Below are 13,943 nucleotides of genomic sequence, written 5' to 3' on the forward strand. Positions count from 1 at the left end.
ACTCGGAACTCGTAACTCGTAATTCGCCTTCACGCGTGAGGAACAATGGCTAAAGACCTAGTGATCGTTGAATCGCCGGCCAAGGCGAAGACCATCGGCCGGTTTCTTGGCAGCAAGTACGTCGCCAAGGCGTCCATGGGACACGTTCGCGATATACCCCGCAGCACGATGGGTGTTGCCGTCGATGACCTCAGCTTCACACCGACATACGAAGTGATGGCGGAGAAGCAAAAGGTCGTGGCCGAACTGGCGAAGGCGTCGAAGGAAGCGGAGACCGTTTACCTTGCGACCGACCCGGACCGAGAGGGCGAGGCCATATCCTGGCATCTGGTGAAGGCCGCGAAGATAGACGAAGCGAAAATCAAGCGCGTAGTTTTCCACGAGATTACCGCCGGCGCGGTCAAGGAAGCCTTCGATCACCCGCGCGCCATCGACCTCAACCTGGTGAACGCCCAGCAGGCCCGCCGCATCCTGGACCGTCTTGTGGGTTACGAGCTGAGCCCGGTGCTCTGGCGCAAAGTCCGCCGTGGGCTGTCAGCCGGGCGCGTGCAGTCAGTGGCGCTCCGGCTCGTCGTCGACCGCGAGCGAGAGATCATGGCCTTCACGGCCGAAGAGTACTGGAGCATCGAGGCGGAGCTGACGAAACGCCCGAAGAGCTCTCCCGAAGCAATCCCCTTCATGGCGGAGCTGCGGGGCCTGAAGGGCACGGACGAAAAGATCAAGATAGGCAACCAGGCTGAAGCCACCCGGATTCTGGCGGACATTGAAGGCGCTATGTACGTGGTTTCGGCTGTGACGAAACGCGAGCGCAAGGCCAAGCCCGCCGCGCCTTTTATCACGAGCACGCTCCAGCAGGAGGCGTACCGCAAGCTCCGGTTCGGCGCGCGCAAGACGATGCGGATCGCCCAGCAGCTGTACGAGGGCGTGGACCTGGGCCCCCAGGGCGCAACGGCGCTTATCACCTACATGAGGACGGACTCCACCAACCTGGCGGAGTCCGCCGTCCGGGAAGCGGCCTCGTACATCAGGTGGAAGTACGGCAAGGAGTACATGCCGGACTCCCCCAGGGTCTACGCGAAGAAGGTGAAGGGCGCGCAGGAGGCGCACGAAGCCATTCGCCCCATCTCGATCGGCACCGAGCCGGAGGCCGTCCGGCAATTCCTCAATCGCGACCAGTACCGACTGTACGACCTGATCTGGAAGAGAATGCTCGCCAGCCAGATGTCGGACGCCGTCTTCGATTCAACACGCGTGGACATCGATGCGGCTACAAAGTCGAAGAAGGTGTATGAGTTCCGCGCCACAGGCTCGGTCCTGAAGTTCGCAGGCTTCCGCGCTGTGTACATGGAAGACGCGGATGACGCGGCCAAGAGCGAGGACGACGCGACCGGGACGCTGCCGGAGCTTTCGGCGCGCGACCTCCTTGACATGCTTGGCATCACGCCCGAGCAGCACTTCACGCAGCCGCCGCCGCGTTACACGGAGGCGACCCTAATCAAGGCGCTGGAAGAGGACGGCATCGGACGCCCCAGCACATACGCGCCGACGATCGCGACGGTGGTGGACCGCGACTACGTGCGCAAAGACCAGGGGCGCTACTACCCCACGAAGCTGGGCTTCGCCGTCACTGGGCTTCTGACGCAGCACTTCCCGGACATCATCGAAGTGGGCTTCACGGCGCGGGTTGAAGAAGAGCTGGACGAGATTGCCCGCGGCGAGCGCCAGTGGAAGCCGGTGCTCAAGGACTTCTACAAGCCCTTCAACAAAAAGGTCTCCGAGGCCATGGAGAACGCCAAGCGCGTCCCCAGCTCCGAGATCGACGAAGAGTCCAGCGAGGTCTGCGACGTGTGCGGCCGCCCAATGGTCATCAAGAGCGGGCGGTTCGGCCGCTTCCTCTCGTGCTCCGGTTTCCCGGACTGCAAGAACTCCGCGCCTCTGCTACAGCGCATCGGCGTGGACTGCCCGGAGTGCGGCAACGGACAGATGGTGGAGCGCAAGAAGAAGGGCAAGGACGGCAAAAAGTTCTACGGCTGCTCCAACTACCCGACGTGCACATTCACCGTGAACCAGCGCCCGCTGCCGCAACCCTGCCCGGACTGCGGCAAGCTGCTGGTCGCCTCCGGAAAGACCAATGCCCGCTGCACGGCGTGCGCCTACAAGGGTCCTATCCCCGAGGACGAGCTGGTTGAGATGGCGTCGTAGGAAGGTACTGCCGACATGGCGATCAAGAGAATGGACCATGTTACCGTCGTCGTTACCGACCTGCCGGTCGCCATTAGCTTCTTCACGGCACTCGGCATGACGTTGGAAGGCGAGGCATCGGTTGAAGGCAAATGGGTGGACCGCCTGTGCGGCCTCAGTGGCGTCCAGGCCGACATTGCCATGATGAAGACCCCGGACGGCAACGGGCGGATTGAGCTAACGAGGTACCGGAACCCGGCCCTGTCAGGGGCCGGGCCGGAATTCGCCCCGCCGAATACACTTGGAATCCGGCAGATGATGTTCGAGGTCGATGACATCTACGCCACAGTGTCCCTCCTCCGGACTCACGGGGCTGAAATGATCGGCGAAGTGGTCCAATACGATGACCTTTACAGGCTCTGCTACATGCGAGGCCCGGCGGGAATCATCGTCGCACTGGCCGAAAGCCTCTCATAAATCGTTCGTCCTGTGCAGAAGCCACCGTCTCAAATTGGTGGTCGGTCGAACGTCACCTGATTTCCCCTTCCCTCGCGCACTCTGCGATCGCATAATGTCCCCATGCAAGAACATGAATGGCGCACCCTCATAGCCGCCTACTCAGACCACCTCAAGGCCGAGAAGGGACTGTCGCCGTACACGGTACGCAACTACGACACGGATATCGAGCCCCTGCACCAGTTCATGCTCAAGCGCAAGATCGAAAGCCTCAAGTCTCTGGACCGTTACTTGCTGCGCGGCTACCTGGCATGGTTGATAGAGCTCGGCTACGCAAAGGCCAGCATCGTCCGCAAGCTCAGCGCCCTGCGCACCTTTCTGGCATGGCTGCTCAGGGAGGGCATCATCTCCTCTGACCCACTGCCCGGCAAGCGCATGATGAAGCGCGAGCGGCGGCTCCCACGGTTCCTCTCCCAGGAGGATGCGGCAAAGCTAGTCGACTCGCCGGTCACATCCGAGAAGCTGGGCATGCGCGACCACGCCCTGCTCGAGTTGGTCTACGCCGGCGGGCTGCGCGTCAGCGAGGCGCAGGGGCTGGACGTGCAGAATGTGAACCTGCACACCAAGGAGATCCGCGTCCGCGGCAAGGGCTCGAAGGAGCGCGTGGTGCTGATAGGCGATTCTGCCCGCGACGCCCTGTACGCCTACCTTCAGCACGAGCGGCCGAGGCTGGTGAATGGGAGGAGCCAGCAGTGGGCAGTGAGCAGTGGGCAGTCGGCCCGATCAGAGACACCGTCGGAGGGAAACGCCGCGGGTGAGCAGTCGGCCAGGGCAAAGAAGAGGAACCCGGCGTTCAGGGACGACCGGGACGCCCTGTTCTTGAACTACGCAGGAGGCCGGTTGAGCCAGCGGAGCATACAGGAGAAGGTTCGCGAATACGCCAAACGCGCCGGCCTTCCCCCGGACGTCCACACGCACACCTTGCGCCACTCCTTCGCCACCCATCTCCTGGACGGCGGCATGGACCTCCGCGTGGTGCAGGAGCTGATGGGACATTCAAGCCCGGCCACGACCCAGATCTACACCCACGTCACCCAGGCGAAGGCCCGCCAGGTCTACCTGGGCGCGCACCCCAGGGCAAAGGCGGAATAGCGCCAGTGCCGGGTCCCATCCTCCCTTCGTGTCGCGAAGCCAGCGGTAACCGTACCCTTCCACCTTCATCTCATACCTCGCCAGCGGCAGGCCCGTCGTAACGCAAGATACGGGCTTCTCCGCTAACCTGCCCACAGGTGATGGCCTCCTCGCTTTTTCCACGCCGGACGAGGCGGCGCTGTGTATCGAGGCGCTGAACGACGGATACGAACGCCGCTGCTCCGCTGCCCGCGAGCTGGCCGTGGAGCATTTCGACGCGCGGAAAGTACTCGCCCGCCTGCTTGAGGCAGCGCTCAATCCCGCTCCAGCGTGATACCGTTCCCGGCTACCCCTCCTTGTCGAAGCGGCCTATCTCCTGGGCGTACTTCTCCGCCCCAAAGACTTCCTTCTTGTTAAGCCAGCGACTTACGTGCGGGTAAATCGCCAGGCTCCGGTCTTCAAGCGGCACCCTCACAGGGGCCTGGTTGCGCCTGGCGGACTCCCGCATGGCAAGCGTAATCTCCAGCACCTTGCGCATATTCCCGCCGCTGCAGCGCAGCTCAATGCCCTTCTCAATGGCGTCCACAATGGACTGTATGTCGTCCATCTGGCGCTTGCCCGGGATCATGCGTCCCTGCGAGTCGCGCTTGCGCTCTGCAGCTATTCCAGGCGCAAAATACCCCGGCGCCTCCTCAAGCTCGTCAAAGCGGTTTGTCTCCTTGCCGGTCTTCGATTTCCATACACGGAACGTGTACCAGTCCGTAAAGAAGAAGCCCTTGGTGCAGATGACCTCGATGCCTTTTTTGCTGCTGGAGTAGTAGTCCACGTAGGCTTCGATTCCGTTCCTGAAACGGATGAGCCCGCCCATGCCCTGGTCATAGTTACTGTAGGGATCGTCGCGCACCCAGCCGGTAAGCCAGTCCACGTCCGAGTCCCACGCGAACATGCGGGTGACGCTGAGGCCCTGGCACCCGCCGCCCGAGATCTCATCCGTCGCCTGATACAGGTGAATGGAGCGCACTTCGCCAAGGTCGAACGGCTGAGGGGTGTGGGAGGCGTCCTGCCCTGCGGGAGGCCGCATCATCGCCCTGGCCTGCCACACCTGCTCGAAGTTGCGGTAGGCATCCCCGGCTGAGAAGTGGATGCCGCGGCTACGGCACTCGTCCACCATCGCATCTGCATCGGAGAGCCTCGCGGCCATGGGCTTCTCACAGAAGATCGCCTTCATTCCGCCGATGCGCGCGCTCTCGATGACCACTTCCGGGTTGGGCTTCACCGGCAGTAAGGCTGACGACATGCATGACGTGCGACTCTCCCGGCGTAGATTTCTCATAACCAGCGTGGTGGTAGGGACGGGAGCCGTGCTCACGCGTTTAGTACCTCCTCTCGTGTTTGGGAAGGTTCCAGTCGCGGAAGCAACATGGTGTGGTAGATTTCACGAATGTGACTTCTGGTGCGACGCTCCATATTTCGTATCTTCGGGCTGCGCCAACCTCTGTAGCGCAGCATGCCCACCAAATGACGAAGCCTACTATGAGATATATTCCGTTTGGCGGACGATACCCCCGACAACAACCTGTAATGAGGACTTGTGGTGCGGGAACATGACATGCAAATGGTGCGGTCTCTGTCCCTGTTGATTGATTAGCCGGAAGTCAAGTGTATGGAGGCCATATGACCAACGAGAGAGTACTCATCAATCCTGTAGATACTTTCGCAACCAACCACAGTCACGGGAAATCGAACCGGCCGATGCCCAAGGCTACAGCGGTGCCCCGCCGTGAATATAGAGAGGTATCTCTAAGTGACGCTAGAACTCGTCTGCCGAGTCTTTCATCTCCAGGCTATGTTCCGGATGGATATGTCCTTTCGAGAGTCAGCATTGGTCCAAGCTCAGCGCAAGTTGTTATGCTCACATACACAAAGCCTGGTTCTGGCACATTGCAGATACAACTAAATCTCCCCATAAAGCCTCAAGGAGTTGATATTAAGAACGGCTACTTCGAGGCGGTTTCGTTTGGTAGAGTGGCAAACGCCTTCATGGTCCGCGGCATATGGGCCAGAGGCTCCAGCGGCCCGGATCTGGAATGGGAAACAGGCAACCATCTCCAGCTTATCTTTGAGCGGGATGGGGAAGTCGGGGTTATATTGGCTTTCCCGGCCACCGAGTGGCCAGAAGACGAAATCCTGAAAGTTGCAGCATCACTTTAGGTACATAACGGAGTGCGCAGTCATGATAATGGGGGTCAGACTCCTGTTAGCAGTTGTGTTCCTTTCTTCTGGCGTGACCAAACTAGTCGCGCCGCGTCAGTTTGCGCGGGACGTACAGCAATATCGTATCTTACCGCCTCGGGCTTCAAAGGGCTTCGGGCTCATGTTGCCATTCGTTGAGATCGCAGTGGCGGTGAGCTTCTTGACGGGCTACTTTACTTCCTGGGCCGAGATGGTCGCAGCCTTCCTAATTGTTTGCTTCATCACGGCAGTCGCGACGGCGATGCGCAAAGGTCTTAACCTATCGTGCAGTTGTTTCGGTTTGCTCTACCGAGAACGCGTAGGCTGGATAACACAGGTAAGAGATTTCTTCCTTCTGTTATTAGTGGCCAGCGTGTACTTCTTTGAAAAGGAGCCTAGGACACTCTTTGGTATGTTTAGAACTTTGGATGAGCCGCTTTCAATTGCAGGAATGGGCCTAAGTCTTGCGGCCGTTGTCTTTGTTGGATATGTTTTTCGCATCTCAGTTAAGGGAACCCGTCGGCGGCTCGAACGCGCGCGCGAGCATGGCTTTTCGTTAGCCTCAGACTAGAGAGACATCCGAAGGGAGTCCCTTCTAGCGCCCTCGGGTGCAAGACAAGGGAGGCGTCCTTGCCAGTGCCACGGTGTTTAATGCTGGGAACACCGTGTTACTCTCAGCGTACTGTTTTCGCATGAATTGACAGCCTTGAACATCCTGCTCTATATCAACGATCCCAGCCTCTACCGCGTAACCCAAGCTTCGCTTTGATGTGCTTCACATGTGTTTCGGCGGTCAATAGGCTGATTCCCAAGTGTAGGGCGACCTGCCTGCCGGTGAGGCCTTGTCGAAGCAGACCAAGAACTTCTTGCTCCCGCGGCGTAAGGTTTTCGTGACCTGGAGAGCGGCCATCCTCGTCCATGATGTAGTCCTTTCGGCCTAGTACTTATATACCAATTACGCTAAACCCCTCGAAATGGTTTCTCTTATACGTCTTTCGTCCCTTCTTCGGCCAATTGGCAAGCTATTTCGTATCTGTGCTGGAATTACCGGCATACGCCGTGTGACCGCCGAGCGGCATTTGCCCTGCGCTGCCTTCCTGCCATACACTACTCGTTGCGTTTATCCGCGTGTCGTCGAAACACGTCGCAACGGGTGCTGCAATGAAAATCCTCGTCATCAACGGCCCGAACCTCAATAACTTGGGCAAGCGCGATCCTGCGCAATACGGCAAGGACACGCTGGCCGACATCGAAAAGCGCATCCGCGACCGGGCGGCCGCCCTCAAGGTGGAGGTCGATTGCTTCCAGTCGAACCACGAGGGTGCGATAATCGACTTCTTGCAGGCGACCGCGCCGTCCGCCTCCGGCATCATCATCAACGCCGGCGGGCTCACGCACTACAGCATTGCCATCCGCGACGCGCTGGCGGACTCCCGCCTGCCGTTCATCGAGGTGCACCTGTCCAACATCCACGCGCGCGAGGAGTTCCGGCGCCATTCGGTTATGGCGTCGATCGCCGTAGGCCAAATAGCCGGCCTTGGGTGGCGCGGGTACGTGTACGCGCTGGAGCACCTGGTGTCGAGATTGACCGAGGCTAAGACCTAGGAAGCGTTCGAGGCGGGCCGGCGTGACGGGACATAGCAACGACCGAGACGCCCCAGCAGGGCGTCTCTACGATGGGACAGAGGCAAGAGGAACCAGCACAACATGTCAATTCCCGCGAGACTCAAGAAGCTTCGCAAGGCCATCCAGGACAAAGAGCTGGACGCCATTCTCATCTCCAGCCAGGAGAACCGGCGCTGGCTCTCCGGCTTCACCGGCTCTGCCGGATACCTGCTCATCACGCAGGGGGCCGCCATCCTGGGCACGGACTTCCGTTACACGGACCAGGCAGCGAAGCAGGCGCCGCAGTTCCGCGTGGACCGCATCACGCGCGGGACCGAGTGGTTCGTCAAGCAGGTGGCCGAGCTGAAGGTGAAGAAGGTGGGCTTCGAAGGCGGGCATATGACATTCGATACCCACGCCGCATTTCTGAAGGCGATCGCCGACGCGCCGGAGTCCGACCGCTGGGAGCTGGTCCCGACGTCCGACATGGTGGACAAGCTGCGGGCCGTAAAGGATAAGGAAGAGCTCAAGCTCCTCACCCGCGCCATCGAGATTTCAGACGAGGCGCTGGTGGAGGTGTCGAAGGGCCTCAAGCCGGGCATCACGGAGGCGGAGGTCGCCTGGGAGCTGGAGAAGGCGATGCGCGCGCGCGGCGCTGAGGGGCTGGCGTTCGACACGATCGTGGGCGCGGGCGTGAACGCAGCGATGGCCCACCACCGCGCGGACGAGACGGTCATCCAGGCCGGCGTGCCGATCGTCATCGACATGGGGGCCAAGTACAAGGGCTACTGCGCCGACCTGACGCGCACCGTCATCATCGGCGAGCCGGACGAGCAGTTCCGAAAGATATACGGGATTGTGCTGAAGGCGCAGGTAGAGGCCGAAGAGCGCGTCCGCACGGGCATGACCGGGGCGGATACGGACAAGATTGCGCGCGATATAATAGCTGATGCCGGCTTCGGCGACTTCTTCGGCCACAGCCTGGGCCACGGCGTGGGGCTGGCCGTCCACGAGTACCCGCGCGTGGGCGCGAAGAGCCCGGACGTGCTGGAGGACGGCATGCTGCTCACGATCGAGCCGGGCATCTACCTCTCGGAGTGGGGCGGCGTGCGCATCGAGGACGTGGTGGTAATGGAGAAGGGCCGCGCCCGCGTAATCAGCAAAGCGCCCAAGATAAGCGTCTAAACAAGGAACGTATTCAGGAGAATCTCAGATGACCATCGGTTTTGGCGATCTCAAGAAGGGCCTGTCCATCGAGATGGATGGCGACCCGTTTGTGATCGTCGATTTTGAGCGGCAGAAGATGCAGCAGCGCGCGCCGGTGACGCGTATAAGGTTCCGCAACCTGCGGACCGGCAAGGTGCTGGACAAGACCTACTCAGGCTTCGACGTGAAGCTGAGCCCGGCCCAGATTGAGCGCCGCAAGGCTTCGTATATCTACGAGGACGGCGGCATCCACTACTTCATGGACTCAGGCACCTTTGAGCAGTTCCCGCTCAACGAGGACCAGATATCGGACGCCCTGCCCTACATGAAGGAGCAGACCGAGGTGGACGTGGTCCTCTTCGGCGGCGACCCGATCAACATTGAGCTTCCGATCACCGTCGACCTCCGCGTCGAGGAGACGGAGCCCGGTTTCAAGGGCGACACGGCCACCGGCGGCAACAAGCCCGCCAGGATGGAGACCGGCCTCATGGTGCCGGTCCCCCTGTTTGTGAACACAGGCGACACGATCAGGATCGACACGCGGACGAATACCTACCTCGCAAGGCTATAGCATGGCCGTCTACTCCGTCGCGCAGGTAACCTCTTACCTGCGCGACCTCCTGGCAATGGACTCCGTCCTACGGGACGTGTGGGTCCGGGGAGAGGTGGGCAACCTCTCCCGGCCAGGCTCGGGCCACTGCTACTTCAATCTCCGCGACTCCGGCACGATGATGCGCTGCGCCATGTTCAAGCGCGCAGGCCCGCAGGGCAGCACTGCGGCGCTCCTCAAGGAGGGGGCCGCCGTCATTGTGCACGGCAAGGTGACGATGTACGAGGCCCGCGGCGAGGTCCAGATCGTTGTGGACATCGTCCAGCCGGAGGGCGTGGGCGAGCTGCAGCTCAAGCTGGAGCAGCTAAAGCTCAAGCTCCAGACGGAAGGGCTCTTCGAGGAGTCCCGCAAGAGGCCGTTCCCCCAGTTCCCACGGCGCATCGGCGTTATCACCTCGCCCAGCGGCGCAGTATGGCACGACATACAGACCGTCATCGGCCGTCGCTACCCCCTCGTCGAGCTCGTCCTCGCGCCCAGCCCCGTCCAGGGCGACGGCTGCTGCCCGGGGGTTGTGGACGCCTTTGAGCGCCTCAACGAGATCGACGACATCGACCTCGTTATCCTCGCGCGCGGAGGCGGGTCGCTGGAAGACCTGTGGGGCTTCAACGAGGAAGAGGTTGCGAGGGCGATCTTTTCCAGCCGCGCGCCCGTCATCAGCGCCATCGGCCACGAGACGGACTACACGATCGCCGACCTGGTGGCGGACCGCCGCGCACCGACGCCGTCCGCGGCAGCGGAGATGGCGGTGCCGAACCGCATCGAGCTTGCGCAGCGCGTCGTAGCCTACCGCAACGCGATGACCGAATACATGACCGAGCGCGTGCAATCCGGCCGGGACGAGATCGACGCGATGGTCCCGCGGATGGAGCGTTTCCTGCCGGACTTCGACGCGCTGCGAATCCAGATCGACGACAGGCTGCGGCTGGCGGCGAAAACGCTCCACCGCGACGTGGCGATGAAGATGGACCGCGTCTACAACACGAAGCTGCGGCTGGAGTCGCTCAGCCCGAAGGACACCCTCCGCCGGGGGTATGCTATAGTACAGAAAGAGCCCGGCAGCGAGGTAGTGAGCGACGCCTCGCAGGTTGCCGCAGGCGACTCCGTGCGGGTTACGGTGGCCGCCGGGGGCTTTGGCGCAACAGTGGCCGCAATTAGCCAGGAAGGGTAAATGGCACGAGCAAGAAAGAGCGTCGACATGCCGGAGAGCACAAACGGCCAGGTGACCTTTGAGTCGGCGCTTGCCGAGCTTGACCAGGTGGTTACCGCCCTGGAGGCGGGGGCGCTGCCGCTCTCGGAGGCTACACGCCTCTACGAGCGAGGCATGAAGCTGGCGCGGATCTGCAACGAGATGCTCGTCGCCGCCGAGCTGCGCATCACGCAGATACAGACGGCATACGGCGAGCAGATGCGGCTTCCTCCGCAGGAGACCGAGGCCTGATGCTCCTGCGCGCCGATTTCCACATGCACTCGCACTTCTCACCGGATTCGGTGCTATCGCCCAGGCGCATGGCGGAGCGGTGCCGGGCCGTGGGCCTAACCTGCGTCGCCGTGACGGACCACAACTCCATCCAGGGCGCGATGGCGATACGCGAGTTCGCAGTCGACATCAAGGTGATCATCGGAGAAGAGGTCACAACGGCGGACGGCGAGGTGACCGGACTGTTCCTGGAGAAGGAGATACCGAAGGGCCTGTCCGCCGTGGAGACGTGCAAGCGCATCAAGGACCAGGGCGGCGTCGTCTCCGTTCCCCACCCGTTCGACCGCTATCGCACCAAGGTCATCTCCCGGAGCGCGCTGGAAGACATCCGCCCGTTCATCGACATCGTCGAGGCCTTTAACGCGCGCAACAACCGGCGCGTGGACAACGAGAAGGCGCGGGCGTTTGCCGTCGAGCACGGGTACCTGATGACAGGCGTCACCGACTCCCACACGGCGATGGAGCTTGGGCGCACGTACACGGAGATGCCGGACTTCGACGGCACGCCGGACGGCTTCAAGGAGGCGCTCCGCGAGGCGCGCATCGTCGGCCGCCCCATGACCCCCCTCATCCACGGCGTCACCACCGTAACCAAGGTCCGCAAGAAGTACTTCATGCGCGGGAAGGTCAGCGGCGTCTGAGCCGCCGCACCGATACTTTCTTGTGCCGTCCACCACGCTGGTGTAACCTAGAGACATCCCTCTCGCCGCAAGGACGCCACGCTGGAAGAGCAACGCCCCATTAACCCCGAATCCGAGCCGCAAGCTCAGTCGAGTTCGATGGCACTCCCATCCATTGTGGACAAGCCCCGGGTCACGTGGGCGCTGCTGGCCATAAACATTGTGGTATGGCTCGGTATGGAGATCTGGGGGGACAGCACAAACGGCGAGACGCTGATCGATTTCGGCGCTATGTTCAGCCCGCTCATCGCCAACGGTGAGTACTGGCGCCTCTTCACCGCGATGTTCCTCCACGTAGGAATGTACCACCTGTTCACCAACGGCCTGGGGCTGTTTATCTTCGGGCCGCTCGTTGAACGCTCTTTTGGTAGCGCACGGTACCTGGCAATTTACGTCCTCGCCGGCCTCTTCGGCAGCGTGCTGAGCTACAACCTGAACGACCTCTCGGTCGGCGCAGGGGCGAGCGGCGCGCTGTTCGGAATAATGGGCGCGTTCGCCGCGTTCTTCGTCATGCAGCGCAAGACCTTCGGCGCAGTGGCCCAGCGCAGCCTGACCGGCATTGCGGTTCTTGCCGTGATCAACTTCGCGTTCGGGCTCTCGACCCCCGGAATCGATAACTGGGCGCACCTGGGCGGCCTGGCCGGCGGCTTCTTCCTGGGCCTTGCGTTCGCGCCGCAGTATGAGGTCGTTAACTCGATCTTCGGCCTACCTATCGCGTTGAAGGACAACAATTCAATAACCCGCCGCTGGTGGGTGCTGCCGGCTGCCGCGATCGTGCTCGCAGGCGGGGGGGCTCTGGGCACGACGAGCGCGCCGGAGACTCCCTTCACGCGCTATTACGTTGCCGAGCGCAACTTCAACCAGGGCGACTACTCGCGGGCCCTCACCGAAGTGAACAGGGCCATGGAGATTAACAGCGACATGCCGGAGGCCCACCTCCTGCGAGGCAAGATCCGCATGGAGACAGGCGACTATATCGGCGCGCAGACGGACCTGGCCAGGGCAGTGGTGCTCGCCCGCGCGCACGGGTTCCGCAGGATGGAGAGCGAGGCGATCCGCCTCCTCCTCGAGGTCCGGGCGCGCAATTAGGGTCTACCAGGAGCTAGCGTGTTACGAATTGGGTGGATGTCTACCGGCCGCGGGGAGGGCTCGCGCGGCTTCCTTGAGTACGTTCAGCGGCACATTGCCGCCGGGGAGCTCGACGCCCGGGTCGAGTTCGTCTTCAGCAACCGGGAGCGCGGCGAGGCAGAAGGCAGCGACCAGTTTTTCCGCATGGTCGAAGGCTTCGGCATACCGCTGGTGACCCTGTCCTTCGAGCGGTACCGCGCCGACCGCGGCGGTGGCTTCAACAAGCACCGCTTGCCCTTCCATCGCGAGGTGATGGCCGCCATCGCCGGGTACGAGGTGGACTTCATCGTCCTGGCCGGTTACATGCTCTTCACCGGCGCTGAGATGCCGCAGAAATACCCCATGCTCAACCTCCACCCCGCCCTGCCCGGCTACCACGCCGGCACCTGGCAAGAGGTGATCTGGAAGCTGATCGAGGAGCGCGCCCGGGTCCACGGGGTGTTCGCCCATGTCGCAACCGAGGTGCTGGACGCCGGGCCCGCCTTGGCCTACTGCAGCTTCCGTATCACCGGCCCGGCGTTCGACCACCTCTGGTCGGAGGTATCGGACCGCTCGGTCCTGGAGCTACAGGTGTTAGGAGAGGAGCAGCCGCTGTTCAAGGCGATCCGCCAGGCCGGACTGAAGCGGGAAAGGCCGTTCCTGCTGGAGTGCCTTCGCCTGATCTCCAGCGAAGGGATCACCATTCGAGAAGGGCACCTCGTGGACCGCGCCGGAAACGAAATCGAGGCCAGGGACATCACGGAGGCAGTGGAGCGCCGGCTTGCTCTTTATTAGGGACATTGCGCGCCAATGGGGCGGGACGGGAGCCCCGATAGAATCGGGCCGGGCAAGCAACCATTTGGTGCCTCGTCCGAGCCCATTCCACGTGCCATTGCACGCCCATGGGGAGTGGCAAGATTTGGGAAGCGCTGAAGGCGCGGGATAACTAAGCCCAGGGTGGAGTGCCGAAGGCTCTGCGAAGGCACGCAGCCCTGGGAAGGGGATTCAGTATTTCACCCAGCCCTGAAGGGGCGAGATAATCTCATGTCGTACCAGAGATTGTTTCGCCCCTTCAGCAACTGTCTTGGAAGTCAATAGAGATTCTGGCTCTTTCAGCGTTTTGTCGTCGGATTTTTTGGACAGTGCTCCGCCTTGCTGCCAATGGGCAGCGCCGGCGCTGCCCATTGGCAGCAAGATATCTCACCAGGAGAGCGTCTGTGGATCAGGCCGCTTTGGCCATGGCCTTGTTCAGGTGCTC

General features: G+C 61.9%; 15 protein-coding genes. 13 read left to right on the forward strand and 2 right to left on the reverse strand.

Going from position 1 to position 13,943, the window contains the following annotated elements:
• Positions 1-45: 45 nt before the first annotated feature.
• The 3 genes from topA (at position 46) to FJ319_05285 (ending at position 3,789) form a co-directional block, all read left to right on the forward strand.
• A complete protein-coding gene (gene topA, locus FJ319_05275; GenBank protein MBM3933699.1) occupies positions 46-2,202 on the forward strand; it encodes a type I DNA topoisomerase in 2,157 nt (718 codons plus the stop codon).
• 30 nt (positions 2,203-2,232) lie between these two features.
• Positions 2,233-2,658: a VOC family protein gene (locus tag FJ319_05280; GenBank protein ID MBM3933700.1), complete on the forward strand. Its 426-nt coding sequence runs from the start codon at positions 2,233-2,235 to the stop codon at positions 2,656-2,658.
• A 102-nt stretch (positions 2,659-2,760) separates the two neighbouring features.
• The gene (locus tag FJ319_05285) at positions 2,761-3,789 is read left to right on the forward strand and encodes a tyrosine recombinase XerC (protein ID MBM3933701.1); all 1,029 of its coding nucleotides are present in this window, start codon (positions 2,761-2,763) and stop codon (positions 3,787-3,789) included.
• 325 nt (positions 3,790-4,114) lie between these two features.
• Here the strand turns inward: FJ319_05285 and FJ319_05290 are convergent, their stop codons facing one another.
• On the reverse strand, positions 4,115-5,065 hold the full coding sequence (locus FJ319_05290) for a Gfo/Idh/MocA family oxidoreductase (protein ID MBM3933702.1): 951 nt from the start codon (positions 5,063-5,065) through the stop codon (positions 4,115-4,117).
• Positions 5,066-5,442: 377 nt separating this feature from the next.
• Here FJ319_05290 and FJ319_05295 point away from each other — a divergent pair, with 377 nt between their 5' ends.
• Together FJ319_05295 and FJ319_05300 are read left to right on the forward strand one after the other, a co-directional pair.
• Positions 5,443-5,979, forward strand: a complete 537-nt coding sequence (locus FJ319_05295; GenBank protein ID MBM3933703.1) for a hypothetical protein — start codon at positions 5,443-5,445, stop codon at positions 5,977-5,979.
• Positions 5,980-6,001: 22 nt separating this feature from the next.
• Entirely contained in the window at positions 6,002-6,571 is a 570-nt protein-coding gene (locus FJ319_05300; protein ID MBM3933704.1) for a DoxX family membrane protein, read from the forward strand.
• Between the two features lie 154 nt (positions 6,572-6,725).
• On the opposite strand, the gene FJ319_05305 is transcribed toward FJ319_05300, so the two are convergent.
• Positions 6,726-6,920 (reverse strand): helix-turn-helix transcriptional regulator, encoded by a 195-nt coding sequence (locus tag FJ319_05305; protein ID MBM3933705.1) that lies wholly within the window; start codon positions 6,918-6,920, stop codon positions 6,726-6,728.
• Between the two features lie 241 nt (positions 6,921-7,161).
• Here FJ319_05305 and aroQ point away from each other — a divergent pair, with 241 nt between their 5' ends.
• From aroQ to FJ319_05345, 8 genes are all read left to right on the forward strand, one after another.
• On the forward strand, positions 7,162-7,605 hold the full coding sequence (gene aroQ / locus FJ319_05310) for a type II 3-dehydroquinate dehydratase (GenBank protein ID MBM3933706.1): 444 nt from the start codon (positions 7,162-7,164) through the stop codon (positions 7,603-7,605).
• Between the two features lie 108 nt (positions 7,606-7,713).
• Positions 7,714-8,790 (forward strand): aminopeptidase P family protein, encoded by a 1,077-nt coding sequence (locus FJ319_05315; GenBank protein MBM3933707.1) that lies wholly within the window; start codon positions 7,714-7,716, stop codon positions 8,788-8,790.
• 28 nt (positions 8,791-8,818) lie between these two features.
• Positions 8,819-9,382 (forward strand): elongation factor P, encoded by a 564-nt coding sequence (gene efp / locus FJ319_05320; GenBank protein ID MBM3933708.1) that lies wholly within the window; start codon positions 8,819-8,821, stop codon positions 9,380-9,382.
• Between the two features lies 1 nt (position 9,383).
• Positions 9,384-10,589: an exodeoxyribonuclease VII large subunit gene (xseA, locus tag FJ319_05325; protein ID MBM3933709.1), complete on the forward strand. Its 1,206-nt coding sequence runs from the start codon at positions 9,384-9,386 to the stop codon at positions 10,587-10,589.
• A 27-nt stretch (positions 10,590-10,616) separates the two neighbouring features.
• Positions 10,617-10,859 carry an exodeoxyribonuclease VII small subunit gene (xseB, locus tag FJ319_05330; GenBank protein ID MBM3933710.1) on the forward strand — a complete coding sequence of 81 codons (243 nt, stop codon included), beginning with the start codon at positions 10,617-10,619 and terminating at the stop codon, positions 10,857-10,859.
• On the forward strand, positions 10,859-11,539 hold the full coding sequence (locus FJ319_05335; GenBank protein MBM3933711.1) for a PHP domain-containing protein: 681 nt from the start codon (positions 10,859-10,861) through the stop codon (positions 11,537-11,539). Before xseB ends, FJ319_05335 begins: the two co-directional genes overlap by 1 nt.
• Positions 11,540-11,677: 138 nt before the next feature.
• Complete coding sequence (locus FJ319_05340; GenBank protein ID MBM3933712.1) at positions 11,678-12,667, forward strand: rhomboid family intramembrane serine protease; 990 nt, start codon at positions 11,678-11,680, stop codon at positions 12,665-12,667.
• Positions 12,668-12,685: 18 nt separating this feature from the next.
• The gene (locus FJ319_05345; GenBank protein MBM3933713.1) at positions 12,686-13,480 is read left to right on the forward strand and encodes a hypothetical protein; all 795 of its coding nucleotides are present in this window, start codon (positions 12,686-12,688) and stop codon (positions 13,478-13,480) included.
• The last annotated feature ends 463 nt before the right edge of the window (positions 13,481-13,943 follow it).

Source organism: SAR202 cluster bacterium (assembly GCA_016872355.1).
Classification (GTDB): domain Bacteria; phylum Chloroflexota; class Dehalococcoidia; order Lucifugimonadales; family VGZY01; genus VGZY01.

What these genes read in the sequence shown, in the direction of transcription:
- FJ319_05305 (MBM3933705.1), bottom strand. Translation starts at nt 6,920, where the DNA reads ATGGACGAGGATGGCCGCTCTCCAGGTCACGAAAACCTTACGCCGCGG.
- aroQ (MBM3933706.1), top strand. Translation starts at nt 7,162, where the DNA reads ATGAAAATCCTCGTCATCAACGGCCCGAACCTCAATAACTTGGGCAAG.
- xseA (MBM3933709.1), top strand. Translation starts at nt 9,384, where the DNA reads ATGGCCGTCTACTCCGTCGCGCAGGTAACCTCTTACCTGCGCGACCTC.
- FJ319_05335 (MBM3933711.1), top strand. Translation starts at nt 10,859, where the DNA reads ATGCTCCTGCGCGCCGATTTCCACATGCACTCGCACTTCTCACCGGAT.
- xseB (MBM3933710.1), top strand. Translation starts at nt 10,617, where the DNA reads ATGCCGGAGAGCACAAACGGCCAGGTGACCTTTGAGTCGGCGCTTGCC.
- FJ319_05285 (MBM3933701.1), top strand. Translation starts at nt 2,761, where the DNA reads ATGCAAGAACATGAATGGCGCACCCTCATAGCCGCCTACTCAGACCAC.
- topA (MBM3933699.1), top strand. Translation starts at nt 46, where the DNA reads ATGGCTAAAGACCTAGTGATCGTTGAATCGCCGGCCAAGGCGAAGACC.
- FJ319_05300 (MBM3933704.1), top strand. Translation starts at nt 6,002, where the DNA reads ATGATAATGGGGGTCAGACTCCTGTTAGCAGTTGTGTTCCTTTCTTCT.
- FJ319_05290 (MBM3933702.1), bottom strand. Translation starts at nt 5,065, where the DNA reads ATGTCGTCAGCCTTACTGCCGGTGAAGCCCAACCCGGAAGTGGTCATC.
- efp (MBM3933708.1), top strand. Translation starts at nt 8,819, where the DNA reads ATGACCATCGGTTTTGGCGATCTCAAGAAGGGCCTGTCCATCGAGATG.
- FJ319_05340 (MBM3933712.1), top strand. Translation starts at nt 11,678, where the DNA reads ATGGCACTCCCATCCATTGTGGACAAGCCCCGGGTCACGTGGGCGCTG.
- FJ319_05280 (MBM3933700.1), top strand. Translation starts at nt 2,233, where the DNA reads ATGGACCATGTTACCGTCGTCGTTACCGACCTGCCGGTCGCCATTAGC.
- FJ319_05295 (MBM3933703.1), top strand. Translation starts at nt 5,443, where the DNA reads ATGACCAACGAGAGAGTACTCATCAATCCTGTAGATACTTTCGCAACC.